General features: G+C 63.7%; 23 protein-coding genes and 1 pseudogene. 16 read left to right on the top strand and 8 right to left on the bottom strand.

Going from position 1 to position 24,402, the window contains the following annotated elements; all coding sequences use genetic code 11:
• Position 1: 1 nt before the first annotated feature.
• Both cyoB and cyoA read right to left on the bottom strand, forming a co-directional pair.
• Complete coding sequence (gene cyoB, locus CAF53_RS22345) at positions 2-1,978, bottom strand: cytochrome o ubiquinol oxidase subunit I (RefSeq protein ID WP_198771972.1); 1,977 nt, start codon at positions 1,976-1,978, stop codon at positions 2-4.
• Positions 1,978-2,904 (bottom strand): ubiquinol oxidase subunit II, encoded by a 927-nt coding sequence (gene cyoA / locus CAF53_RS22340; RefSeq protein WP_242443570.1) that lies wholly within the window; start codon positions 2,902-2,904, stop codon positions 1,978-1,980. The genes cyoB and cyoA overlap by 1 nt, the downstream gene beginning before the upstream one ends.
• A gap of 411 nt (positions 2,905-3,315) precedes the next feature.
• Here cyoA and CAF53_RS22335 point away from each other — a divergent pair, with 411 nt between their 5' ends.
• The 6 genes and pseudogenes from CAF53_RS22335 to CAF53_RS22310 form a co-directional block, all read left to right on the top strand.
• A complete protein-coding gene (locus CAF53_RS22335) occupies positions 3,316-3,966 on the top strand; it encodes a 2-dehydro-3-deoxy-6-phosphogalactonate aldolase (RefSeq protein ID WP_100239633.1) in 651 nt (216 codons plus the stop codon).
• Positions 3,967-4,034: 68 nt separating this feature from the next.
• Complete coding sequence (dapA, locus tag CAF53_RS22330) at positions 4,035-4,940, top strand: 4-hydroxy-tetrahydrodipicolinate synthase (protein ID WP_197707555.1); 906 nt, start codon at positions 4,035-4,037, stop codon at positions 4,938-4,940.
• A complete protein-coding gene (locus tag CAF53_RS22325) occupies positions 4,937-5,644 on the top strand; it encodes an HAD-IA family hydrolase (protein ID WP_100239631.1) in 708 nt (235 codons plus the stop codon). The genes dapA and CAF53_RS22325 overlap by 4 nt, the downstream gene beginning before the upstream one ends.
• Before the next feature lie 60 nt (positions 5,645-5,704).
• Positions 5,705-6,637 (top strand): hypothetical protein, encoded by a 933-nt coding sequence (locus CAF53_RS22320; RefSeq protein WP_197707533.1) that lies wholly within the window; start codon positions 5,705-5,707, stop codon positions 6,635-6,637.
• The gene (locus CAF53_RS22315; protein ID WP_100239630.1) at positions 6,634-7,839 is read left to right on the top strand and encodes an MFS transporter; all 1,206 of its coding nucleotides are present in this window, start codon (positions 6,634-6,636) and stop codon (positions 7,837-7,839) included. Before CAF53_RS22320 ends, CAF53_RS22315 begins: the two co-directional genes overlap by 4 nt.
• A gap of 118 nt (positions 7,840-7,957) precedes the next feature.
• Positions 7,958-8,841, top strand: a pseudogene (locus tag CAF53_RS22310) (aminotransferase class I/II-fold pyridoxal phosphate-dependent enzyme); the annotation flags it as partial.
• A 16-nt stretch (positions 8,842-8,857) separates the two neighbouring features.
• Here the strand turns inward: CAF53_RS22310 and CAF53_RS22305 are convergent.
• Positions 8,858-9,676 (bottom strand): metallophosphoesterase family protein, encoded by an 819-nt coding sequence (locus CAF53_RS22305; protein ID WP_100239629.1) that lies wholly within the window; start codon positions 9,674-9,676, stop codon positions 8,858-8,860.
• 76 nt (positions 9,677-9,752) lie between these two features.
• On the bottom strand, positions 9,753-10,670 hold the full coding sequence (locus CAF53_RS22300; protein ID WP_100239628.1) for a LysR substrate-binding domain-containing protein: 918 nt from the start codon (positions 10,668-10,670) through the stop codon (positions 9,753-9,755).
• A gap of 208 nt (positions 10,671-10,878) precedes the next feature.
• Here CAF53_RS22300 and CAF53_RS22295 point away from each other — a divergent pair, with 208 nt between their 5' ends.
• The 7 genes from CAF53_RS22295 to CAF53_RS22265 all read left to right on the top strand — a co-directional run bounded on the left by CAF53_RS22295 (position 10,879) and on the right by CAF53_RS22265 (position 16,570).
• Complete coding sequence (locus tag CAF53_RS22295) at positions 10,879-12,402, top strand: MFS transporter (RefSeq protein ID WP_100239627.1); 1,524 nt, start codon at positions 10,879-10,881, stop codon at positions 12,400-12,402.
• A 363-nt stretch (positions 12,403-12,765) separates the two neighbouring features.
• On the top strand, positions 12,766-13,434 hold the full coding sequence (locus CAF53_RS22290; RefSeq protein WP_198771971.1) for an ABC transporter permease subunit: 669 nt from the start codon (positions 12,766-12,768) through the stop codon (positions 13,432-13,434).
• Between the two features lie 8 nt (positions 13,435-13,442).
• Entirely contained in the window at positions 13,443-14,261 is an 819-nt protein-coding gene (locus CAF53_RS22285; RefSeq protein WP_100239625.1) for an ATP-binding cassette domain-containing protein, read from the top strand.
• On the top strand, positions 14,258-15,262 hold the full coding sequence (locus tag CAF53_RS22280; protein ID WP_197707532.1) for an aliphatic sulfonate ABC transporter substrate-binding protein: 1,005 nt from the start codon (positions 14,258-14,260) through the stop codon (positions 15,260-15,262). The genes CAF53_RS22285 and CAF53_RS22280 overlap by 4 nt, the downstream gene beginning before the upstream one ends.
• A 150-nt stretch (positions 15,263-15,412) precedes the next feature.
• Complete coding sequence (locus CAF53_RS22275) at positions 15,413-15,796, top strand: hypothetical protein (protein ID WP_100239623.1); 384 nt, start codon at positions 15,413-15,415, stop codon at positions 15,794-15,796.
• A 278-nt stretch (positions 15,797-16,074) separates the two neighbouring features.
• Entirely contained in the window at positions 16,075-16,236 is a 162-nt protein-coding gene (locus tag CAF53_RS27775; protein WP_242443568.1) for a ribbon-helix-helix domain-containing protein, read from the top strand.
• Positions 16,217-16,570: a hypothetical protein gene (locus CAF53_RS22265; protein WP_157801339.1), complete on the top strand. Its 354-nt coding sequence runs from the start codon at positions 16,217-16,219 to the stop codon at positions 16,568-16,570. Before CAF53_RS27775 ends, CAF53_RS22265 begins: the two co-directional genes overlap by 20 nt.
• 58 nt (positions 16,571-16,628) lie before the next feature.
• Here CAF53_RS22265 and CAF53_RS22260 read toward each other — a convergent pair whose 3' ends face one another.
• From CAF53_RS22260 to hemA, 4 genes are read right to left on the bottom strand one after another with little or no spacing between them, the layout of a single operon-like run.
• Complete coding sequence (locus CAF53_RS22260; protein WP_242443567.1) at positions 16,629-16,958, bottom strand: DUF983 domain-containing protein; 330 nt, start codon at positions 16,956-16,958, stop codon at positions 16,629-16,631.
• A gap of 56 nt (positions 16,959-17,014) precedes the next feature.
• Positions 17,015-17,578: a DUF934 domain-containing protein gene (locus CAF53_RS22255; protein WP_100239620.1), complete on the bottom strand. Its 564-nt coding sequence runs from the start codon at positions 17,576-17,578 to the stop codon at positions 17,015-17,017.
• Positions 17,565-19,550, bottom strand: a complete 1,986-nt coding sequence (locus CAF53_RS22250; protein ID WP_100239619.1) for a DUF2849 domain-containing protein — start codon at positions 19,548-19,550, stop codon at positions 17,565-17,567. Before CAF53_RS22250 ends, CAF53_RS22255 begins: the two co-directional genes overlap by 14 nt.
• Before the next feature lie 13 nt (positions 19,551-19,563).
• Positions 19,564-20,787 (bottom strand): 5-aminolevulinate synthase, encoded by a 1,224-nt coding sequence (gene hemA, locus CAF53_RS22245; RefSeq protein WP_100239618.1) that lies wholly within the window; start codon positions 20,785-20,787, stop codon positions 19,564-19,566.
• 112 nt (positions 20,788-20,899) lie between these two features.
• Here hemA and CAF53_RS22240 point away from each other — a divergent pair, with 112 nt between their 5' ends.
• The 3 genes from CAF53_RS22240 to hisC all read left to right on the top strand — a co-directional run bounded on the left by CAF53_RS22240 (position 20,900) and on the right by hisC (position 24,340).
• Positions 20,900-22,300, top strand: a complete 1,401-nt coding sequence (locus CAF53_RS22240) for a PLP-dependent aminotransferase family protein (RefSeq protein ID WP_100239617.1) — start codon at positions 20,900-20,902, stop codon at positions 22,298-22,300.
• 200 nt (positions 22,301-22,500) lie between these two features.
• Positions 22,501-23,217 carry a sterol desaturase family protein gene (locus CAF53_RS22235; RefSeq protein WP_242443566.1) on the top strand — a complete coding sequence of 239 codons (717 nt, stop codon included), beginning with the start codon at positions 22,501-22,503 and terminating at the stop codon, positions 23,215-23,217.
• On the top strand, positions 23,210-24,340 hold the full coding sequence (gene hisC / locus CAF53_RS22230; protein ID WP_100239615.1) for a histidinol-phosphate transaminase: 1,131 nt from the start codon (positions 23,210-23,212) through the stop codon (positions 24,338-24,340). Before CAF53_RS22235 ends, hisC begins: the two co-directional genes overlap by 8 nt.
• Positions 24,341-24,402: the final 62 nt, after the last annotated feature.

Raw genomic sequence — 24,402 nt, 5'->3', positions numbered from 1 at the left:
GTTATGCGGCCTCCTTCATCGAGGCGTGCCAGGCGCCTTCGATGCGGGCGACCTCGTCCGCGGGCACCCAATAATCGGTGTCACGGTCATAGGTGCGCAGGATGAAAGTCACGATGGTCGCGAGCAGGCTCAACCCGGCGATCGCCCACATGTGCCAGACGAGCGCGAAGCATAGGATGAACCCCCAGACCGAGATTATGAAGCCCGCCGCCGTGTTCTTCGGCATGTGGATGTCCTCGTAGCGGCGCACTTCCACGCGACCCTTTTCCTTGTTCTCCCAATGCTGTTCGAGCGACGTGATCTCCGGAATGTGCGCGAAATTGTAGAAGGGCACCGGCGACGGGCGCGACCATTCCAGGCTGCGCGCGTCCCAGGGATCCCCGGTCAGGTCGCGGTTCAGCTCGCGGTCGCGGATGCTGACATAGAGCTGGATCAGGATCGCCAGGATACCAAGGCCGATGATGACCGCGCCGACCAGCGCGACCTGCAGCCAAGGCTGCCACTCGGGCATGTCATAGTGGTTCATGCGCCGGGTCATGCCCATGAAGCCCAGGACATAGAGCGGCGTGAAGGCGAGCCAGTAGCCGACCAGCCAGAGCCAGAAGCTGACCTTCCCCCAGAACTCGTTCAGCGTGAAGCCGAACACCTTGGGGAACCAGAAGGCCATGCCGGCCAGGCACCCATAGACCACGCCGCCGATGATGACGTTGTGGAAGTGGGCCACCAGGAACAGCGAGTTGTGCAGCACGAAGTCCGCGCCTGGCACCGCCAGCAGCACGCCGGTCATTCCGCCGACAGCGAAGGTGATCATGAAGCCGATCGTCCACAGCGTCGCCGAGTGGAAACGGATGCGACCGCGATACATGGTGAAGAGCCAGTTGAAGAGCTTCACGCCGGTCGGAATCGAGATGATTGTCGTCATGATGCCGAAAAAGGCGTTGACGTTGGCGCCCGATCCCATGGTGAAGAAATGGTGCAGCCACACCAGGAAGCTGAGCACGCCGATCGACGAGGTCGCGTAGACCATCGACTTGTAGCCGAACAGCGGCTTACCCGAGAAGGCGGCGATGACTTCGGAATAGACGCCGAAGCAAGGCAGGATCAGGACATAGACTTCCGGGTGGCCCCAAATCCAGATCAGGTTGATGTACATCATCGCATTTCCACCAAGCTCGTTGGTGAAGAAATGCATGCCGAGGTAGCGGTCGGCCGCGAGCATCGCGAGCGTGGCGGTCAGCACCGGGAAAATGGCGACGATCAGGATGTTGGTGATGAGCGCGGTCCAGCAGAAGACCGGCATCTTCATCAGGTTCATGCCCGGCGCGCGCATCTTGAAGATGGTCGCGATGAAATTGACGCCGGCCAGAGTCGTTCCCAACCCTGATATCTGGAGGGACCAGATATAATAATCCACGCCGACGGTCGGACTATATCCGAGCTCGGAGAGCGGCGGATAGGCAACCCAGCCGGTGGCGGCGAAATCGCCCACCCACATCGAGATCATGACAAGCACCGCGCCCATCGCCGACAGCCAGAAGCCGAGCGAGTTGACGAAGGGGAAGGCGACGTCGCGCGCGCCGAGCTGCAGTGGGACGACGACGTTCATCAATCCGAGGATAAAGGGCGTCGCCACGAAGAAGATCATGATCACGCCGTGCGCGGTGAAGATCTGGTCGTAATGATGCGGCGGCAGATAGCCTTCCGCGCCGCCGGCGGCCACCGCCTGCTGGAGGCGCATCATGATCGCGTCGGCGAACCCGCGCAGCAGCATCACTAGCCCCAGGATGAAATACATCACGCCGACCTTCTTATGGTCGACCGAGGTGATCCATTCCTTCCAGAGATAGCCCCAGCAGCGATAGCGGGTGAGAAGGGCGAGGACCACAAGGCCCCCCAGTGCGACGACGATACCCGTGCCCATGATGATGGGCTCATGCAGGGGGATCGCGTCCAGGCTCAGTTTTCCGAGCATGGTCATTACTCCGCAGTCTTGGCGCGCTGCGGGCCGCGCATCGGGCCTTCGACCATGGCCATCTTGGCCATGCCGTGGGCGGGATGCGTCATCGCAGGCATATATTGGTTGACGATGTCGTCGAAGAGCTCCGGATCGACGCGGGCGTAGGTGGTGGGCGCATTCTTGATGCTCGGCTTGGCCAGTTCGGTGTAGCTCGCCTTGTCGAGAACCCGCTGCGACCGCTGCACCTTGCGGACCCAGGCATCGAAGGTCGCGCGATCGGTCGCGACAGCCTGGAAGTGCATGTCCGAGAAGCCGGAGCCGCTATAGGCCGAGGAACGTCCGGGATAGGTGCCGGGATGATCCGCGATCAGGTGGAGCTGGGTCTGCATGCCTCCCATCGCGTAGACTTGGCTGCCCAGGTGCGGGATGAAGAAGCTGTTCATGATCGAATCAGCGGTGAGCTTGAAGTTGATCGGGGTGCCGGCCGGGATCGGAAGCTCATTCACCGTGGCAATGCCATAATCCGGGTAGATGAAGAGCCACTTCCAGTTCAGCGCGACGACTTCGACCCGCACAGGCGGCACCTTCGAGTCGAGCGGCTGATAGGGATCGAGCTTGTGGGTGGTCTCCCAGATCATGACCGCGAGAAAGAGCACGATCAGGCAGGGGATCGTCCAGATGACGAACTCGATCCCGTTCGAGTGCGACCATTTCGGCTGATAGTTCGCCTTGGTGTTGGTCGCGCGGTAGCGCCAGGCGAACACCAGGGTGAGGATGATCACCGGGATCACCACCGCCAGCATGATCCCAAGCGCGATCAGGATGAGGCTGCGCTCCTGGACGCCGACATCGCCCTTCGGGAAGAGCAGCGCATAGTCGTCACAGCCCGCAAGGAGCAGCGCGGCAAGCGGCACGAGGGCGCGCGCTGATGACAAGAGCCGTCTCACGATCGGCGCTCCCCAACGGGAGCACCGCCATCCGGCATACGGCCCATTTGCCGAGCTCGAGGCCCGGCGTCGGGCATAACAGTCCCAACCGTCAACGCTGCGTTCCTTTCGATCACGCTTCTCGTCCCAAGGCGCGGGAGCCGTTTTGCTTGGCAATGACGACGGTTCCGACTCGACAAAGACGAGTGCGCCTCTTATGTATGCGCCATAGCCATACTATATGACCTGTATCAAGCCCTACTTAATGCAGTTTTCGATGACCGTTCCGCGCACTACGGATGAAAATTCCAACCGCAAGGCGAGAATCGCAAGACCCTGCACCAAGCGGAACCCCATCGGGATTGCACCCATACAAGTCGTCGAAGGCCATACATTAAGGTCACCCGCGACCATACATTGAAGGGAAACCTCATGACCGATCTGACCCCCAAGGCCATTTTCAACGCCGCGCTCGCGAGCACGCCGTTGATCGCCGTGCTCCGCTGGATCACGCCGGATGAGGTCGAAGGCGTGGGAGAAGTACTGGTCGAGGCGGGATTCAAACTGATCGAGGTGCCGCTCAACTCTCCCGACCCTTATGAAAGCATCCGGCGCCTCTCGAAGCGGTTTGGAGACAGGGCGCTGATCGGTGCCGGGACCGTGATGGATCCGGTCGACGTGAAGAAGGTCCAGGATGCCGGCGGACGCCTCATCGTGATGCCGCATGCCGACCTGGACGTCGTGCGCGCCGCGTATTGGGCGGATTTGCCCTGCGTCCCCGGCGTCGCGACCCCGACCGAGGGTTTCGCAGCGATGGCGGCCGGTGCCGTCGGTCTCAAGGTCTTCCCCGCTGAGGCGATCCCGCCCGCCGCGCTCAAGGCGTGGCGCGCCGTCTTCGCCAAGCATATTCCGCTCTTCCCGACGGGCGGGATCGTGCCCGAGACCATGGCCGACTATGTCGAGGCAGGCGCGAGCGGCTTTGGTACTGGTGGCCGGCTCTATGCTCCGGGCCGCACTGTGGAAGAGGTGCGTGCGCGCGCCCAGGCCTATGTCGCGGCCTGGCACGCCACGCAGGCGGCATAGGCGCGGCGATGGCAGGAAGCGAGATCGTGGCCGCGATTGGCGGCAGCCGCTTCGATGCGCGTCGGGTTCTGCCCTCGGGTAGTATTCCCGCTCTTGTCACGCCGCTCCATGCGGATGGCAGTCTCGACTGGACATCGCTGCGCTCGCTGATCGACTGGCATGTCGAGGAGCGGACCGATGCCCTGGTGATCATGGGATCGACCGGCGAGGCCGCGACCATGACGATGGGCGAGCACAAGAACGTCATCCGCGCAGCCGTCGATCACGCGGCGGGCCGGATTCCGATCATCGCCGGCGCCGGCTCCAACGCGACCGCTGCCGCGATCGAGTTGACCGAGGCGGCGCGGGAGGCGGGTGTCGTCGCCGCGCTTTCGGTCGTGCCCTATTACAACAAGCCGACCCAGGACGGGCTGTACGCCCATTTTCGCGCTATTGCAGAAGCCGTCGACCTGCCGCTGATCATCTACAATGTGCCGGGCCGCACGATCACGGACCTAGCCGACGACACGGTGATGCGGCTCGCCGAAATCCCCAACATCGTCGGCCTCAAGGACGCGACGGGCGATATTGGACGCGGGATCGGGCTGCTCCGGCGGCTGCCGGCGCGCTTCGCGGTCTTCAGCGGCGATGACGAGACAGCCGCCGCGCTGATGCTCCATGGCGCGCGCGGCAACATCTCGGTCACCGCCAATGTTCTTCCCGCGGCGATGCGCAGGCTGTGCGCCGCGGCGCGCGCCGGCGACGCGCTGACGGCCCGCTGGATCAGCAGCGCGATCGCGCCATTGAACAAGGCACTGTTCATCGAGTCCAATCCCATTCCGGTCAAATGGGCCCTGGGGCAGCTGGGCCGTCTCGCTCCGCATCATCGCTTGCCGCTCACGCCGCTCACCCCGGCGGGCCAGGTGATCGTGGAAGAGGCGTTGCGCGCGGCCATCGAGGGTTTGCGCGAGGAAGCGCTGGATTACGCGATATGACCGGCGCCCGTCGTCACGCACAGGCAAGCGCAGGTAGCGGAGTCCATAGGTTCCGGGTCCGGACGGTCGTGTTCGACCTGGACGGAACACTCGCGGATGCGGTGCCCGACATCGCGGACGCGGTCGATGTCATGCTGAAGGCGCTTTCCCGGCCAACGCTCGATGTCGCGCAGGTGCGATCGATGCTCGGCGATGGCGTTCATGAGCTGGTGAAACGCGCGCTCACCGCCACGGGCGGGGTTACCGAACCGATCTTCACGGAGGGGTTTGCGCGCTTCGTCGGCCAATATGAAGCCCATTTGGCGGATCGTAGCCGACCATGGCCAGGCGTCGAGGAGGCGCTTTCAGCACTAGAGGCTGATGGCGTTCAGCTCGCGATCTGCACCAACAAGCTCGACTATCTCACCCGTCCGTTCCTGGACGCCATGGGCTGGAAGGGCCGCTTTCCTTCGGTTGTCTGCGGAGACACGCTGGATGTCCGAAAGCCGGACCCGGCACCACTGCTCGAAGCCATCCGGCGGACGGGTGTTGGTCCGGCCGCGTTCGTCGGCGACACCGTGGTCGATCTGACCACGGCGCGCGCCGCAAGAGTTCCCTGCCTCCTGATGCACCTGGACGAGGGGGCGATCGTACCGGCGGGCGCCGATCCGGGCCAGGTGCTGACGTCCTTCGCGGAGCTTCCCGATGCGCTTGCCGCGCTCTGAGGCTGGCTGCCTAGCGTGCGGGCGGCGCGGCGGCGACAACAACTCCGACGCTTATCCGCCATGTACACGATAGGAAGCGCGCCGCTCGATCCCACGGGCTTCCATGTGCGGATCTATTCAGGCGAGATCATCAAGTTCGCTGGCCTCCCGGCGACGGCGGCCTTGATCGCCTTCGCACGCGAGCTGATCGAGGCCGAGCTTCATCCCTACGCGCCGCCGCTGGTGCATCTGCATTGCGATCATGCCGCTCAAACCCAACGCTTCCATGGATGCGAGAAAGCCTTCAGCGCATCGCGCGAGGTCCGCGAGCTATGGCGCGGTGTCTTCGAAGCAGTGGGCATCGACCCGCATCGTCTTGCCCGGGATCGGCTCCATCTGCGCTTCCAACCCCATCAGGATGAGCCGGCCCAGGCGCCGCGTGCCCGGACCACCGCGACGATCGCTTTCCATCGCGACACCTGGGGCTCGAATATTTATGCCCAGACCAACTGGTGGGGTCCGGTCTACCCGATCACCGCTGGGCGTACCTTTGCCTTCTATCCGGACCTCTGGGACCGGCCGGTCCGCAACACGAGCGGCGATTTTGATCTAAGGGCGCTTCTGGACCGGTCGCATGCGCTTGGCCGCAATGCGGTCGATGCCGATCAGGCCATCCCGCATCTCGCCGAGGATCCGTCCGGCTGGCGGGCGGTGCCGGTGGTGATCGATCCTGGCACGTTGATCGCCTTCTCTGGCGCCCATGCCCATGCAGGGGTCGGCAACCATACCGGCCTCACGCGCATCTCGCTCGAGACGCGGACGATCTGGATTGACGATCTCAGGGAAGGGCGCGGCGCGCGCAACCTCGACGGCCATGCGCGCTGGCAATCTCCCGGGCTGTTCCGGCGCGTGAGTGACGACCAGCCGCTCCACGCGCTTCTCGGCTGCCGGGCGACGGTACCCTTCGACGGGCTGCCCGCCCAGCCAAACGATTGCAAAGGTCCATCCGAATGATCGAAACCAAGATCCCCCCGACGCGCAACAAGGCGCACGAGCGGCTGTTGCGCCTGCTCGCACTGGCGACGTTCATCATCTTCTTCCAGGCCTATATGGTGGCGCCGATCATCCCGACCTTGTCGCTGCGCATGCACGCGCCCGTCGAGACCGTGGGGTTGATCGTGCCAGCTTATTTGATCCCCTATGGGATTGCGACGCTCGCCTACGGCTTGCTCGCGGACCGGGTCGGTATCCACAGGGTGATGTTCGCATCGCTCGGAGCCTTCTCGATTCTGACGATCCTCACCGCGACGGCGCACTCCATCGACCAACTGGCGCTCTGGCGTCTGCTCACCGGCATTGGCGCGAGTGGGGTGGTGCCTTTGGCGCTGGCGTTGGTGGGGAGGCTCTATCCCTATGAGCAACGAGGCCGGGCGCTCGGCTGGATCTTCGGGGCGATGGCGGGCGGGATGGCGTTCGGTGCGCCGGTGGGGGCGTTGGTAGTGCCGGCGATCGGATGGCAGGGGTTATTCCTGCTCGCTGGCGGCTGCGGGTTCGTGCTCCTGGTGCTGCTGTCATCAAGTCGTCCGCTGATCGCGAGCGCTGCCCAGCCCGTGATGGGCACGCTTGGAGACGTGCTGCGCGGCTATAAGGAGTTGCTCGGCACCGCGCGGGGGCGAAGAACCTACGCCTATGTCTTCCTCAATTCGATCTTCCACTCGGGCGTGTTCACCTGGCTCGGCGTCTATCTCGAGCGGCACTATGCGCTCAGCCCAACGACCGTCGGGCTAGCGCTTCTCGGCTATGGCATTCCTGGCTTCCTCCTTGGCCCGGCGATCGGTCGTGCGGCGGACCGGTGGGGGAGGGCCCACCTGATCCCCTGGGGATTGCTCGCCGGTGGCCTTGGGGTTGGCTTACTGCTGGCAGATCCGCCGCTGATCCTGGTTCCCCTGGTAGCCGCGTTGCTCTCGCTCGGCTACGACATGACCCAGCCGCTGTTCGGAGGCATCGTAACGGCGCTTGGCGGTCCTCGCGCCGGTCAGGCGATGGGGCTCAACGTCTTCACGCTTTTCATCGGCTTCGGCCTTGGAAGCCTTGCGTTCGGTGCCCTCATGCCAGCGGGCTTCAGCATCGCCTTCGGCATATTCATGGTGGCCGAGCTTGTTATCGGACTCCTCGCCTTCGCCGCGTTTCGATCTGAGCTTCCTGCGCCCCGGTGAGCGCTGCTGTCGCGAGATAAAAGGGCACAGGATAATGCCCTGCCGCCCTTCGCGCGCAACCAATGACAGTGCGGATCAGGCATTTAGTGGACTGAATGCGTGCGAGGGCGATTCTTGAGTTGCTGCTGCGGGCAAGAATGCGCTCGACAAGTTCGGTGGCGGCACCGCGAGGAGCCGCGTTTTGAACAGCACCTATTCCGGACACGCTGACTGCGAGGCCGGCTCAACGAGTTCTACGGGACGGAACACGCGATCGTCCTTTCGACAGGCTATTAAGCCCACCTGGGCATGATTTCGACGATGGCGGGAAGGACGATTATATCATCCTCGACGCCGACAGCCACGCCTCGATCCATGTTGATTGCTCGCTGTGCTGCAGAGGACGTGCGGTTCCGCCATAACCCGGTTGACGACCTCGACCAGCGCCTGAGCCGTTTGCCGGCTCGGCCAGGAAAACTCGACGACCTAAAAGGCGTCTTCGAGGAGCTTGGGCGCGAAGGCGACATTGATTTCGTGATGGGCACCTTTTCCAAGTCGGTTGGTACCGTCGGCGGCTTTTGCGTATCGAACACCTGAAATTCGACCTGCTGTGACTGATCGGCCGCCGTCATATATTCACTGCGTTGCTGCCGCCGAAGGGTGGTCGCGGCCGCAGCCACCTCAATCCGTAAAACGATACACCGGAGGGAGAAGCGCGCGCATCTCTCGAAGAACGCCCGCCGCCTGCATCAGGGTTTGCGCGAGATGGGCTAAAAGCCTGGCACGGAGCAGGCGCAATCGGCCACCATCGCGGTAATCCTGACCGACATGGCACAGGCCATCGCGTTATGGCAGGGGCTGCTGGAAGCCGGACCCTACGTGAACACCGCGCGTCCGCCTGCAACACCAGCAGGTATGTTCATTCTGTGGTGCTCGTCATGTGCCGAGCACAGCGATGCTCAGGTGGAAGAGGTTCTGGATATATTCCAGGCTTCGGGCCGCGCAGCGGGGATTAGCGCCTGACGACCAGATGAGCGGCTTACTCGGCAGCCTCGATGACGCGGGTTCCGAGTTCGTCGATCGCGAGACAGGTCAGTCGACCCGATTTATAGGCGCCGGTATCGATCCCGATGCGGTTCGCCCGAAACACGGGCTCGTCAACGATCACATGCCCGTGCACGACCCTCATGCCCCAATCTTGGTCGGAACTGAGGAACGGTTCGCGGATCCACATGAGATCGTGAGGGGCCTGCATCGATAACGGCCGGGCCGGATCGACGCCGGCGTGAACGAACAGATAGTCGCGCCAGACCAAACCGAGCCGAAGTCCCTGCAGAAATTCCTGATGGCTGGCGGGCAGCACCTCCAACAGCCTATCGCGCAGTGTCAGCCAATCATCGTCATCATGTATCTCCGGTACGCTCAGGCCATAGCTCTCGAACGCGTCCATCCCCCCATATTTCATCCATCCGGGGCCGTTCTCTCTCGGCGCCTCCAGGAAGTCGATCATCCGGTCCTCATGGTTTCCCCGAAGAAAAACCCGCGAAACATCGTCCTCGAACGGACTGGATAACCGGTCTATGACCTGGCCGGAGTGAGGGCCTCGATCGATATAGTCGCCAAGGTAGCAGATGACGGGCTTCGACGGCTTCACGGCCTGGATATCAGCGGCGACCGCGCGCTCCATCTTGTCCAACAGATCGAGCCGTCCATGTACATCGCCGATCGCGTAGACGAGATCGGCATTCGTGGTTTCCGGGCTGGGCAACAAGGTTACGTCGATCATCAGAAGATACCTTTGCGGCGAGCTCAATCGTGATGGAACCGCCGAAACCGCCACCCCTTGAACGGGAACCATGGGGTGTTCGGAGATGCGAGTCAGCGTGCCTCATAAGAAACGGCTGGCCGGCTCTCAAGCACTGATGGCGCACGGCTCAATCAGTTGTCGCGTCGTCGGACGATCCGAAGTGCATTTCGATTGCCTCCGCCTGGAGAAGCTGACGCACGAATTGCCTGACGGCAGGCGAGGGGTCATGGGTCCGGAAAATCGCAGCGACCTCCGACACGATCTGCTCGCCGGCGATTGGCCGAAACACCAGGTTCGGCATCCGGACCACGGAAGCCACCACGCTCGGAAGGATCGACACCCCGGCGCCAAGCGATACCTGGGCCAGGACTGCGATCAGATTGCCTGGCGCGTCCATGATGCGCGGGGAGAAGTGGCCGCGCCGCCCGATCTCATACGTGCCGGCGGTCTGTTCAGGCGGGATGAAGGCTTCACCCGCGAGCTGGGCTGCCCGAATGCGCCCTCGCGTGGAGGCGAGCGGATGCTCGGCTGGCAGCGCGACACAGAATTCATCCCGCAGGAGCACGTGCCGGCTGACGCCGGCGGGAAGCGGTAATGGCAGCCGGATGAACCCGATATCAATGGACCCGTCGCCGACACTGGCGGGAAGACCGGCCATGGCGAGTTCATGGGCGTTGACCTCAACGCCGGGCCAGGCCGCGCGATACTGGCGGATCTGGGCCTGCAGGACGCTGGCATAGGCCGCCGAACCGACATAGCCGATCTCGATCCGACCGACCTCGCCGCGGCCCGCGCGGCGCCCGACACTCTCGGCCTGTGCGAAACGGGCGAGAACCGCCCGCGCTTCGTCAAGGAAGATGGCTCCCGCTGCGGTCAGCGCGACCGAGCGCTTGGTCCGCGCAAAGAGCCTGGTTGCCAGCGTCCGCTCGATCTCCTGAATCTGAACGGTGAGCGTCGGAGGCGCGATCCCCAGGCGTTCTGCTGCGCGTGCGAAATGAAGCTCCTCAGCGAGCGTCACAAAATAGCGTAGGTGCCGAAGCTCCATGGGGCGTTCCTTTTAATTAGGATATACCTAATTAAATTGTATTTCTCTGACAATGACATGAATTCTGGCCGGCGCCATAAGCAGCGCCGAATTGATCGGAACCCCTCATGCCTAGAGCCCGCCACCGCCGGGAGGGCCTTGCCTTCTCTCTCCTTGTATCCGCTCCCGCTTGCGAGCTGCCGACCCGCTACCTCGGAGGGAAGGCGATATGATCCCCACTGCTCAGGTGCGGCGCGCGGTCAATCCGATGCTGGTGCTGCTCACCGCGTCCACTGGCTGCGCCATGACCGTGCTCGACACCAACGTGGTCGGGATCGTCCTCCCGACGATCGCACGGGATCTCGGCGCGAGCTTCGCCGATATCGAATGGGTGATCGGCTCCTATGTGCTGTGTTTCGCGTCGCTGCTGCTGCCGGCGGGCAGCATTGCCGATAGGTTCGGACGACGCCGTGTCTTCTTTGCGGGCGTCGTGTTCTTTGCCGTCGCATCGATCCTTTGCGGTATCGCCACGACGGCACTGGGGCTGTCCGTGGCGCGCGCCCTTCAGGGCGTTGGCGCCGCATTCCTTCTTGCGCCGGCGTTGGCGATCATCGGCCATAGCTTTCATGGAGAAGCCGAACGCAGCCGCGCCTGGGCGATCTGGGGCGGCATGATGGGGCTGACCATGGCGCTTTCTCCGATCATTGGCGGTGTCATCGCCAACCTGCTCGGCTGGCGGTGGGCGTTCTTCATCAATGCGCCGATCTGCATTGCGCTGTGTACCGCCGTTGTACTGCTGATCGAGGAATCGCGCGATCCAGATGCCGGGAAGCCCGATCCTGCTGGAATAGCACTGTTCGCCCTCTCCATGTTCTTCCTGACCGCGGCCCTGATCTACGGCCAGGAACATGGCTGGGGGGCACCGGTGACGCTGATCGGGTTCGCGCTGGGCATCTGCGGTTTCGCGCTGTTCGTCGCCGTCGAGCGTGCCCAAGTCCGCCCCATGCTCGATCTCCAGCTTTTCCGCCGACCCGCCTTCATCGGCGCGGTGCTGGCGATGTTCGCCTATGCCGGTTCCGCCCAGGTGATGGCTTCGCTGCTGCCCCAGTTTCTACAGAACGGGATGGGCAGAGGGCCGCTTGAAGCCGGTTTCGCCATGTTGCCATTCGCGTTGGCGATGCTCGCCTTTCCCTATGTCGGACGGAAGCTCGGTCGTCGACTCGTATCGCGGCAAGTCCTCGTTCTCGGCCTATTAGTGGTTGCTGCCGGCAACGCATTGACCAGCTGGGGTGCTTCTCTGGGCCAGTCGATGATCGTGATGGTCGGCATGCTCATCCTTGGTGCTGGCGGCGGCCTGCTCAATGGCGAAACCCAGAAGGCGATCATGGGCGTGGCGCCGCGCGACCGGGCGGGAATGGCTTCGGGGATCAGCACGACTTCGCGATTCTCCGGTATCCTCCTCGCTTTCGCGCTGCTCAGCGGCATCTTGTCGACAGCCACACGTGGGCATCTGACCGCCTCGGCATGCCGGTCCGGGGCGGGATGCACCATTGATCGTCGATTTGCCGACGCCGTCGTTTCCGGAGATCTGCCACAGGCCCTTGCCGGTTTGACGGGAACTGCGCGCGAACTAGCGATAGCCCAAGCGCAGCTTGCCTATCGTGCCGGCTTTTCGACGGCGCTTATAGCCGCCGCCATCGGTGCCGCGATCGCGGCTATCCTCGTCGGAAGGCTGATGCGGGAGGTGCGCTAGCTTAACCGAGATCGCCAGGAGACTCCGATCGCAGCCGCAGATGGCTCTATCGGATGGATTGGGCTGGGGCTTGCTGCTCGCGCAAACGGCTCCACCCGCTCAGCTTCGCGTGCATCGCGCTTCACCCAAAAGGTGGGCTCTTCGAGCCGCACGCAAGGTTGACGGCATATCGTATAAGACATAGCAGTTTCCTATAATGGACAACTCATTCGCCCCCTGTTTGCCATGAGGTCCCATTCCGCGATCCGGAAGGGAGAGAGGGCGAAAACCCAGATTTCCGACACGTTCATCCAATGGCTGGTGCCATTGTGCATTGTTGGCGCCTGGCAGGTCGCATCTACGAGCGGCGTGTTCCCGGAACGGATGCTCCCGGCCCCGACCAGCATCGTGGCGGCGGGATATCGGCTGCTACTCTCCGGTGAGCTTCAGCGGAACCTTGGGGTCAGTTTCTGGCGCGCCGGCATCGGATTCCTGGTTGGCGGAACGATCGGTTTCGCGCTCGGCCTGGCTAATGGCCTGTCGAGCCTGAGCGCCAAGATGACCGACACGACCCTGCAGATGATCCGGAATATTCCGCATCTCGCGCTCATCCCGCTGGTCATTCTCTGGTTCGGCATAGACGAAACCGCAAAGCTGTTCCTTGTCGCCTTCGGCGTATTTTTCCCGATCTATCTGAACACGCTTCATGGCGTCCGCTCGGTCGATCCCCAGCTCATCGAGATGGGGCGCATCTACGGTATGAGTGGACCGACGCTGTTCCGCCGGGTGATCTTCCCCGGCGCGCTTCCGTCCATCTTTGTGGGCCTGCGCTTCGCGCTCGGCATCATGTGGCTGACGTTGGTCGTCGCCGAGACGATCGCAGCGTCCTCCGGCCTCGGATACATGGCGATGCAGGCTCGCGAGTTCATGCAGACCGACGTCGTCATCCTGAGCATCGTCATCTACGCCCTGCTCGGGAAGCTGGCCGACACAGCCGCCGGCATCATGGAACGGCTGACCCTCTCGTGGCACCCGGCGTTCCACGGCGGATAGCGTCACAGATGCAGGACATCCGCCACATCAAGGAGAGGCTATCGGGCGCCGCGGCATCGGGCGACACACCCGGCGCGGACGCACTCGCGGACGGCGGCACCGCACTGTCCATACTGGGCATCCGAAAGCGATTTGGCGAGACGGAAGTAGTGCGCGCCATCGACCTTGAGATCCCATCGGGTCAGTTCGTCGCGGTGGTAGGGCGCTCTGGATCAGGAAAGAGCACGCTGTTGCGGCTGATCGCCGGACTTGAGACGCCCGATGCCGGCACCATCGCGTTCGACCGGATCGGGGGCGGGGAGGGGGAAGGCGGTTATCTCCGGATGATGTTCCAGGAGCCAAGGCTATTGCCCTGGGCGCGCGTGCTCGCGAACGTCGAGGTAGGAATTCGCGAAGCCGACAAGGCACACTCAAAGGCGTTGGCGAGCGACGTGCTTCGCGAGGTCGGCCTGGAGAGCAAGCAGTTCGAATGGCCATCGGCCTTGTCTGGTGGGCAGCGTCAACGGGTCGCGCTGGCGAGAGCGCTCGTAAGCCGGCCACGCATCCTGCTCCTCGACGAGCCGCTCGGGGCGCTCGATGCATTGACCCGCCTTTCCATGCAGTCGCTGCTGGCGCGGGTGTGGGCCAAGTTGGGTTTCACGGCCATCCTTGTGACGCATGACGTCCAGGAGGCGGTGAGCCTTGCTGATCGTGTCCTGGTTATCGACGACGGCAGCATCGTGAAAGACGTCCGCGTTGGCGTCGCCCGTCCGAGAACGCGCGATTCAGCCGAACTCGCGAAGATCCAAAGCAGCATTCTCGAAGAGCTGCTCACCGAAGACAATTGATCCTGAATATCCGGAAGGAACTACACATGATAACCCGCAGAGGATTCGGCATATTTGCAGGATCGCTGGCGGTTGGCGGCTTCGCGGCGCTGACCAGCTGCAGCGCCGACCGCAAGACCTTGAGGGTCGGATTCCAGAAGGGAATCGGCACTATCATGTACTTGAAGGATTCGGGCATCCTCGAGCGCAAGCTCGATCCTTTGGGCTGGTCCGTGGCCTGGAAGGAGTTCGTCGCCGGTCCGCAAATGCTCGAAGCCATCAATCTCGGCGCCGCCGACTTCGGACCGGTCGGGGAGACGCCGCCGATCTTTGCCCAGGCGGCCGCCGCCGACATCCTCTATGCCGGATGCGAGCCCCCATCGCCCAGAAGCGAAGCCATCATCGTTCCCAAGGGCAGCACCATCAGAACGGTCGCAGACCTGAAGGGCAAGCGCGTCGCCTTCGTCAAGGGATCCAATGTCCACTATCTCGTCCTTCGCGCGCTTGAAACGAGTGGCCTTGGCTATAGCGACATCGTACCCGTCTATTTGACGCCGGCCGACGCAGGAGCGGCGTTCGAGCGTGGCGCGATCGACGCATGGGGGACTTGGGATCCCTATCTTTCCGCGGCCGAACTGAACACTGCAGCGCGCTCAATCACCGACGCGACGGGCCTGGCGCCCAATATCATGTTCTACATGGCCGCAAGGCCGCTGGCCGAGCATAACCCGCTTGTCCTCGAGGCGGCCCTCTCGGCGGTCAACGAGGCCGGTCAGTGGGCTCAGAGAAATCGCAAGGCGTTCGCCGCGATTCTCGCCGCTCAGATCGGCGTGTCCCGGGAAGTCGCGGAGCGCGCGGCAGACCGCAGCGAGTTCGGCGCTGGCGCGATCTCCGATGAAACGCTTGGAAAGGAACAGGAGATTGCGGACCTGTTCTTTAAGCTCAAGCTGATCCCGAAGGCCGTCGATGTCCGCTCTGCGGCATGGCGGGCGCCGGCACCATCTGGGGCGGGAGGGCGATAATGGATCGTCGCGCATTCGTCGGCGAGGTTCTCCCCCGCTTCACCGCTCCAGGGAGCGATCCGTCTTGTTCCTGACATAACCGCACAGTAGGCGCAGCGAATGACTCGCAAAACGCGAGCGTGGAAAAAGGGGAGTGTCTGGAGGAGTGTGATGAGTCGCGCGTTCAAGCTGGCTGCCGTGCCGGAAACGGAACTGGATTGGCCGATCCTGGCGGCCGCGCGTCGGTGGCGGCAAGCACGCGACCAGGGCTTGCCTGTCCAGAGCAGCCTCTATGCGGAGCTCGAACGATCCTATCTGGGCCTGCTCGCCCCAGTCTTCGACGGCCTCTTCTCGATATTCGAGGCAGGCCTTGGCCGGCGCTTCGAGGCATCGAACGCCCCCGATGCCTGCCCCACTGGCGACGAGATGACATTGCTCGAATTGCTGCACGACGGGCGCTCGGCGGCCAGATACCTCGTCTCCCCGATGGTGCAGCCATTCCGGATCGCCGCTCGCTCGACCAAGATCATGTTTGCGACGCATTCAATAGCCTAGGCGATCGTGCCTGCCATGACGGAATGCTGTCTTCACGCCGCACCCGAAAGAAAGGAACAACCCGAATCACCCAGGGTGGGCGGGTTCGGCCGATTCCACATCCTGCTCCGGTTCCCCGTTTGCAAAGAGTGTGGAATCCATCTTGCGAGATTAAACGCCATCGTTTATCTAATAAACGATGGCGTTTAATCGTAAAAACGATAGCGTCTACATGATCTGCTTTGAGGTTGGTCCCGTCGTCGATAGCGACGGGAGCGATGGGACGTCCGCCTTTAGGAATGAAGCCGACAACGATCAGGCTACCTGTAGAAACCCTTCAGCGTATCGAGGCGCTGGTGGGTAGCCGACGCATCGCCTCCTTCATCCGCGAAGCGGTCCAGGCCGAGCTTAGACGCCGAGAAAAGGAGGCGGGTGAGGACCATGCCAACGGTGAGCCCTGAAGCTAATGTGGTGGCCGCAACGTCTCTCGCGGCTGAGGCGGTCAAATTGCTCGTCGAGGCGGAGCGTTTACACGCCGTTCCATATTTGAGGCTGGCGGTCGCTGTTCTCGAGCAGAACGAGACTGCTGAAGCTGATCCACGCAACGAAGCCGCGATGCACCATCTACGCGCGGCCTTGGTGCTCCTCGAGCGCAACGGTGAAGATGATGCCGCAGGCGATGTCGAGAGCGCGCTTGTCCATCTGGGCGAGCCGTTTCCCGAGTTGTCGGACGTCGAAGCCAACGCGAAAATGGACTGGTGGATTTCGAGAGAGCAAAGCCGCTTCCACTCGTGAGTTCAGGAAACCGCCGCGCTGAGGCGCGGCCGCGCGCGATCTCCGAGGTGCGCCAGCGTCACTTCTTACGGATGTTCGCGAGGTAGGTTCTGCAGAACAACCAGCCCTTCATCGGGCGCAGAGGCATCAGGCAACCCAGCAGCAACACCGGTCCCGATGTCAGGAAATGGACCCAATAGGGTGGGTTGAACAGGATCTCGAGCAGCAGCGCGAAGATCACCGCCGGAAAGCATCCGAAGCAGATCACGAAGAAGGCCGGTCCGTCCGCGGATTCCGTTTCGGTGAAATCGAGCCCGCACGTCTCGCACCCATCCCGCAGCGTCAGGAAGCCGGTAAACAGCCGACCCTTCCCGCAGCGCGGGCACCGTCCGCGAAGACCTGTCCGCATAGGACCGAACCTCAACCCTCTGCCAGACCCGGCCGCCAGGCGATGTACTGTCCCGCTCATCCAGGCTCCCCAGCTTCTGTTGGAAGGTGCAGCATCTCCTGTTGGGCCGTATCGCTCCGGGTGAGCAGGCGTTTCAGCAACGGTCCTGCCGACCGGTCCGTTGCGCCCGTCGCGGCGAGCGCACGTTGCCACTGTTCCGGCGGATGGGATGCGGAGGTCTCAATCGTCGAAAACCCGCAGGCGCATAGCGCCGCGAACTGGTCCGGCAGGACTTGGCCCGAGGCACGGAGGTCGCCCGTGAACCGGTGGCGGCCGCGAAGTGTCGTTGCGAGCGTGAAGCCACGACCATCACGGAAGCTCGGAAACTCGATCACGATCAAATCGAGATGATCGACCATGGCGAACAGGCGCTCGATCTCGGCGCCCGGCGTGACGCGCACGCCGATCGGCCGGGCCTCCTCGACCTCCCCCGGAGAAAGCACCACGAGCGTCGCGATCGGCACAACCAGCGGCTCGGCCGCGATCCGATGATCGAGGGCGCCGTCGATCCAGGTATCGGAGACCGGCCTTGCCTCCATGTCGATGACGGGCATCAGCAGCCTCCGTTCAATCGCCAGCATAGGCGGCCGCCTTGAACGGTGCGGCGCCCAGGCGGCGATAGGTGTCGATGAAGCGTTCGCCGGGTTCGCGACGCGCAATATAGGCGTCGACGATCGCGTCGATCGTATCGACGACTTTCTCCGAAGAAATCGCCGGCCCGATGATCGAGCCGATCGAAGCCTTGTCGTCGGACGCGCCGCCGAGCGTGATCTGATAAAATTCCTCGCCGGCCTTATCGACCCCGAGCAGGCCGATATGGGCGACATGATGATGGCCGCAGGCGTTGATGCAGCCGGAGATGTTGAGGTCGAGCGGTCCGATCTCACGCTGCCGTCCGGGAGCGGCGAAGCGCTCCGCGATGCGCTGGGCGACGGGGATCGATCGCGATGTCGCCAGGCTGCAATAATCGAGGCCGGGGCAGGCGATGATATCCGTCAACAGGCCGATATTGGCGCTGGCGAGCCCTGCCTCGACCAACCCCGACCATAGGGTATGGAGATCGTCACGGCGGACATGCGGGAGGACGAGGTTCTGTTCGTGGGAGACACGGATCTCACCGAAGGAATAGGCGTCGGCCAGATCGGCAATGCGCTCCATTTCCTCGGAGCTGACATCGCCAGGGATGCCCCCCGTTGGCTTGAGCGAAACCGTCACGCAGGCATAGCCTGGCACGCGGTGCGGATAGCTGTTCGTCTCCAGCCAGGCCGCGAAGGCGGTGTCACGGCTACGGGCTGCCTCGAGCGCTTCGGACTCGGCCGGGAGGCTTTCGAACGGCGGCTCGACGAACCGAGCCTGGAGGGCGGCGATGATCTCCGGTTCGAGGACGTTATAGTCCGCCGCCATCGCGGCGAATTCGTCCTCGATCATCTGGATGAAGGCTTCGGATTTCATCTCCTTGATGAGGATCTTGATGCGCGCCTTGTAGATGTTATCGCGCCGGCCGAGCGCGTTGTAGGTCCGCAGGATCGCCTCGACATAGCGTAGCAGATCCTTGACCGGCAGCCAGTCGCGCACCCGCACGCCCACCACCGGTGTGCGCCCGAGCCCGCCGCCGGCATAGAAGCTGAAGCCGGGCTCGCCAGCTTCGTTTCGGTGCGCCATGATGCCGATGTCGTGGACGTGGATCGCCGCCCGATCGATCGGGCCACCGGTAATGGCGATCTTGAACTTGCGCGGCAGGTAGGTGAATTCGGGATGGTCTGTCGACCATTGCCGCAGGATCTCGGCGAACAGGCGCGGATCGATCACCTCTTCCGCGGCCGCGCCGGCGAAATGGTCGGTCGTGACGTTGCGGACGCAATTGCCGCTGGTCTGGATGGCGTGAAGATCGGCCTCGGCCAGCAGCGCGAGGATGTCGGGCGTATCCTCCAGCCGGATCCAGTTGAACTGGATGTTCTGGCGGGTGGTGAAATGCCCGTAACCGCGGTCGAAATGGCGCGCGACATAAGCGAGCTGGCGCAACTGCGCGGCGCTCACCACGCCATAGGGTAAAGCGGCGCGCAGCATGTAGCCATGGAGCTGCAGATAGAGCCCGTTCATCAGCCTAAGCGGCTTGAACTCGTCCTCGGTCAACTCGCCGGCGAGCCGCCGCTCGACCTGGCGCCGGAACTGCGCGGCCCGGTCGCGGAGGAACTGGCGGTCATATTCGTCGTAACGATAGATGCCCGCGTAGGGCGACCGGTCGAGCGCCGACGGTGGCGGGGGGAGGGTGTCGGCGCGCGCCGGCCGCCCCGCCTGGGTCCCGAGGTCCGATCGGACACTCGGCCCATGGGCACGGATCTGCTCGCGATAGGTGAGGGGCGCGGGCGCGGAGTGCACGTCCACGACGCGGTGCTCCGCCTGGTCCGCGCGGGCCGCCTCGAGCGCGGTCTCAAGCATGTCTTGTTCGAACCGCGTCGCCGCCTCGACGGTATCGACCCAGGTTGCGGCGTCACCAAGCCATACCGACGCGCCATCGCGCAGCCGGCTGGCCGTTACAAAATGCGTTGCCATCACTTTTCCTCGTTCAGGCGGCGAGCAGCCGGTTGTTCCATCCCAGCCGGGCGCGCGCGGCGACAAGGCCATCGACCAGCGCCTTCATATGCGCTTCGGTGTGAAACGGGGTCGGCGTGAGGCGCAGGCGCTCCTGGCCACGCGCGACGGTCGGATAGTTGATCGGTTGGACGTAGATGTCGTGCTCGGCGAGAAGCAGGTCGCTGGTCGCCTTGCAGAGATGCGCGTCGCCGATGATCAACGGCACGATATGGCTCTGCGTGTCGGGGACCGGCATGTCGGCCGCACGCAGCATCGCGATCAGCCGGCTCACCGCTGCATGCTGCCGCGCGCGTTCTTCTCCGCTGTCCTTCAGGTGCCGGATCGCGGCCGCGGCGCCGGCCGCCAGATGCGGGCAGATCGAGGTGGTGAAGATGAAGCTGTCGGCGCAGCTGCGGATCACGTCGACGAGGAGCGAGGAGCTGGCGACATAGCCGCCCATCACGCCGAACGCCTTGGCGAGCGTGCCTTCGATCACGGTCAGCCGATGCGCAAGCCCCTCGCGCTCGGCAATGCCGCCGCCGCGCGGACCGTAGAGGCCGACGGCATGGACCTCGTCCAGATAGGTGATCGCGCCATGCTTGTCGGCGACGTCGCAGATCGCCGCGATCGGCGCCACGTCGCCGTCCATCGAATAGACGCTCTCGAACGCCACGATCTTCGGACGATCGGGGTCGATTGCGCTCATCAGCTCATCGAGGTGCGCGGCGTCATTGTGACGGAAGATGAAACGTTCGGCGCCCGAGCGGCGAATGCCCTCGATCATCGAATTATGATTGAGCGCGTCGGAGAAGATCGCGCAATCGGGCAGGATCCGGCCCAGCGTGCCGAGTGCCGCCAGATTGGAGATCCAGCCCGACGTGAAGATCAGCGCGGCCTCCTTGTCGTGGAGATCGGCCAGCTCCGTCTCAAGAGCCACGTGGCTGCGATTGGTGCCGGAGATGTTGCGCGTGCCGCCGGTGCCCGCCCCGAACTGGTCGATGGCGCCGTGCATGGCGGCCAGGACGTCGCGGTTCTGCCCCATGCCGAGATAGTCGTTGCTGCACCAGACCGTGACGCGACGAGCGTCGCCATCGGGCTGGCGCCACAAGGCGGTGGGGAATTCGCCCGCCAACCGTTCGAGCTCGATGAAAGTGCGATACCGTCCGTCGAGCTTCATCTCGCCGATCAGCGATTCAAACCGCGCAACATAATCCATGGTCTTTGCCTTGCTTCTGCTATCCCTTGCAGGGGTGGGGAACACATTTCGGTCTTGCGCCGAATCAATGCAACATACAATATCCATATATATGGACACGAAAGTTTGCACAATGGATGACGAACGGCCCGCGCACGAATGGCGCCCTATAATCGCGGCAGGAGCGAGTCCGCTCTATCTCGCCATCGCGGACTCGCTCGCCAGCGATATCCAGAAGGGGGCGCTCGCCGCCGGCGACCGGCTGCCGCCCCAGCGCGCGCTCGCCGACGCGCTCGACATCGACTTCACGACCGTGAGCCGGGCCTATGCGGAGGCGCGCAAGCGCGGTCTGATCGAGGGGCGGGTCGGGCAGGGAACCTATGTGCGCGCGGGGCGGGCCAGCCGCGTCCCGATGCGCCCTGCATCCGGTCTCGTCGACATGGGCATGAACCTACCGCCGAAATTCGATGATCCGTCGCTCGGCGCGCAGCTCTGGGCGGGCATTGGAGACCTCGAAGCCGATGGCGGCATGGATCTGATCCTGCGCTATCAGGATGTCGGCGGCGCCGGGATCGATCGACAGGCCGGCGTGGACTGGCTGGCGGATCGCCTGCCCGATGTGTCGATCGACCGTCTGCTGGTTTGTCCAGGCGCGCAGAGCGCGCTCCTGTCGTTGGTCACTGCGCTCGGCGCCAAGGCCGGTCCGATCGCCGTGGAGGCGCTGACCTATCCGGGCTTTCGTTCGCTGGCGGCCCACCTGTCGATCGAGCTCGCGCCGGTTGCAATCGATCGCGACGGGCTGGATCCCGACGATTTCCGGACGGTTTGCCGCACGCGCAAGCCGCGTATCCTCTATTGCACGCCGACACTTCACAACCCGACGACCGCGACCGTTCCGCTCGACAGGCGAAAGGCGATTGTCGAGATCGCCCGCGAATATGGCGTCTCGATCATCGAGGACGACGCCTATGGGAAACTGTCCGGAAGCGCACTCCCGCCACTTGCGGCGCTGGCGCCCGAGATCGTCTACCATGTCGCCGGCCTGTCTAAATGCCTCTCGCCGGCGCTGCGGGTCGCCTATGTGGTCGTGCCGGACCTGCGGGCCGCGGTGCGGCTGTCCGGCGCCGTTCGAGCGACGACATCGATCGCCTCGCCGCTCGGCGCGGCGATCGCCACGCGCTGGATCGAGACCGGGCTGGCGGGTCAGGTGGTCGCTGCCATCCGGGCTGAAACCGAGGCGCGGCGCGCGATCGCTGACCGCCTGCTTGCCGATCATGGGCTGGTGACGGCGAAGCATGCCTTCCATTCCTGGCTCCCGCTCTCGCCCCCCTGGACGCGCGGAGAATTCGCCGCCAGGCTCCGCCAGGCCGGCATCGGCGTCGTGCCGAGCGATTCCTTCACGGTCATCCAGCCGGTCGAAGCTGTCCGCCTCGGGCTCGGAGCGCCTGAAACGCGCGATCGCCTGAGCGAGGGTCTTTCCACGATCGCGGACCTCCTGCAGCAGTCTCCCGCCATGTCCTCGCTGGTCGTGTAGCGCGGAATTGCATTGACAGTGTATGCAATCAATCTGCATATAATCAGGCGTCGAATCGCACGATTGCTGGGGCACCCCATTAGCCACGGCGCCCGGCTCCCTGCCGCCCCCCGAAGCCGGAATCGTGCGGTTCGGCGCATGAAGGGACACATGACGCTATGCAGCAACCGATATGGAAGCGCCGACATCAACTGGATCGTATGACGCTTCGCAGCCTGACGGTCGCCTTTTTCCAATATCCGGCGGTGTGGGCGTATCTGCTGCTCGCGCTAGCCGCGGGCGTCCTCGCCTGGATGCGGCCGTCGACCATCCTGCAAAACGTCGCGGCGGTGGTCGCGGCAGGCCTCATCTATCCGCTGGTCTGGTACGTGCTGCACCGCTGGGTGTTGCACAGTCGCTGGATGTTCAAGTCGCCGCTGACGGCGGGCGTGTGGAAGCGCATCCACTACGATCACCACATCGACCCGAACCATCTCGAGGTTCTGTTCGGCGCGCTCTATACAACGCTTCCGACCATCGCCGTGGCGACGATGCCGATCGGTTGGTTCATCGGCGGCTTCGGCGCCGCGATGATGGCATTCGCAGCGGGTCTGCTGATCACCTGCTTCTACGAGTTCGTTCACTGCGTCGAGCATCTCCCCTACAAGCCGCGCAATCGCCTGTTCGCGGAGATGAAGGCGCGCCACCTTGCCCATCATTTCCATGATGAGAACGGCAATTACGGCATCACCAATTTCACCTGGGACCGATTGTTCGGAACGCTCTACGAGCGTCGCGACCGGCCGATGAAAAGCCCGACCGTCTTCAACCTGGGCTATGACGAGGCGGCCGGGCGCCGCTGGCCATGGGTTGCCCGCATGTCCGCCGCGCCGGTCCCGGTGCGTTCCGGAAAGGACGGGCTGTCACGCGATGTATGAGCGCTCCAATATCCGCCGCATGACCGGCTATGTGCCGGGAGAGCAGCCATGCGCGCCCGCGATCAAGCTCAATACGAACGAAAACCCGCTGGCCCCGTCGAATGCGGTGATGCAGGCGCTTTCGGACATCACCCCGGCGATGCTCCAGCGCTATCCCGACCCGAGAGCCGCGAAACTTCGCGGCGCCATCGCCAATTACCATCGCTGCGATGTGGAGCAGGTGATCGCCACCAACGGCAGCGACGAGTTGCTCCGGCTGGCGATCACGACCTTCGCAGCCCCCGGGCATGCCATTGGCGTCGTCGAGCCGGGCTACAATCTCTATGGTGTGCTCGCGTCGATCCAGGATTGTCCGGTCGCCCGCGCCGTACTCGAAGACGATTGGCAGCTCCCCGCGGATCTCGCCGAGCGCTGGAACAAGGCCGGCGCACGATTGGCGCTGCTCGCGAACCCGCAGGCGCCCTCGGGCCTGCTCATCCCGTCCGGCACGATCGCACGGCTAGCTGCCGAGTTTCAGGGCGTGTTGCTGGTCGACGAGGCCTATGTCGATTTCATGGATCCCGTGCATGCGCATAACCTCGTGTCGCTGCTCGACTATCACCCCAATCTCCTTCTCGTGCGCACCTTGAGCAAGGGCCACTCCCTGGCAGGTCTTCGTCTCGGCTACGGCCTGGGCGCAGCGAGCCTGGTCGACCCGATGCTCACGAAAGTCCGCGACAGCTACAATGTCGATGCGATCGCCCAGCATGTCGCGACCGTCGCGTTCGGCGATGTCGAGACGACCCGCAAAAGCTGGGAGTTTGTCCGTGGCGAACGTCAGCGCCTCTCGGACGCGTTGCGCGGGCGGGGCTTCCATGTCTTTCCGTCCGAGGCCAATTTCGTGCTGACGCGGGTGCCAGAGAGCCTGGGTCCGGCGTCCGGTCTCTGTGAAGCGCTCGCGGCGGAGCATATCCATGTCCGATGGTTCGACCAGGCGCGCCTCGACGCGTGCCTGCGAATCACGATCGGGACGACGCTCGAGAATGATGGCCTGCTCCGCGCGATCGATCGGATTGCGAAAGATGCCGCTGCGCCGGCGTTGAACGATAACGAGACCAGAGGGAACGCCAAGATACCCGGCTGAAGCTCAGGCCGCGCTATCCGCAACGCTGTCATGTCGTCATTCGATCACTGTGGCGGATTATC

The sequence above is a fragment of the Sphingobium sp. LB126 genome, from assembly GCF_002795205.1.
In the GTDB taxonomy this organism is placed as follows: domain Bacteria; phylum Pseudomonadota; class Alphaproteobacteria; order Sphingomonadales; family Sphingomonadaceae; genus Sphingobium; species Sphingobium chungbukense.
This window is presented reverse-complemented; position numbering and strand designations above follow the sequence as displayed.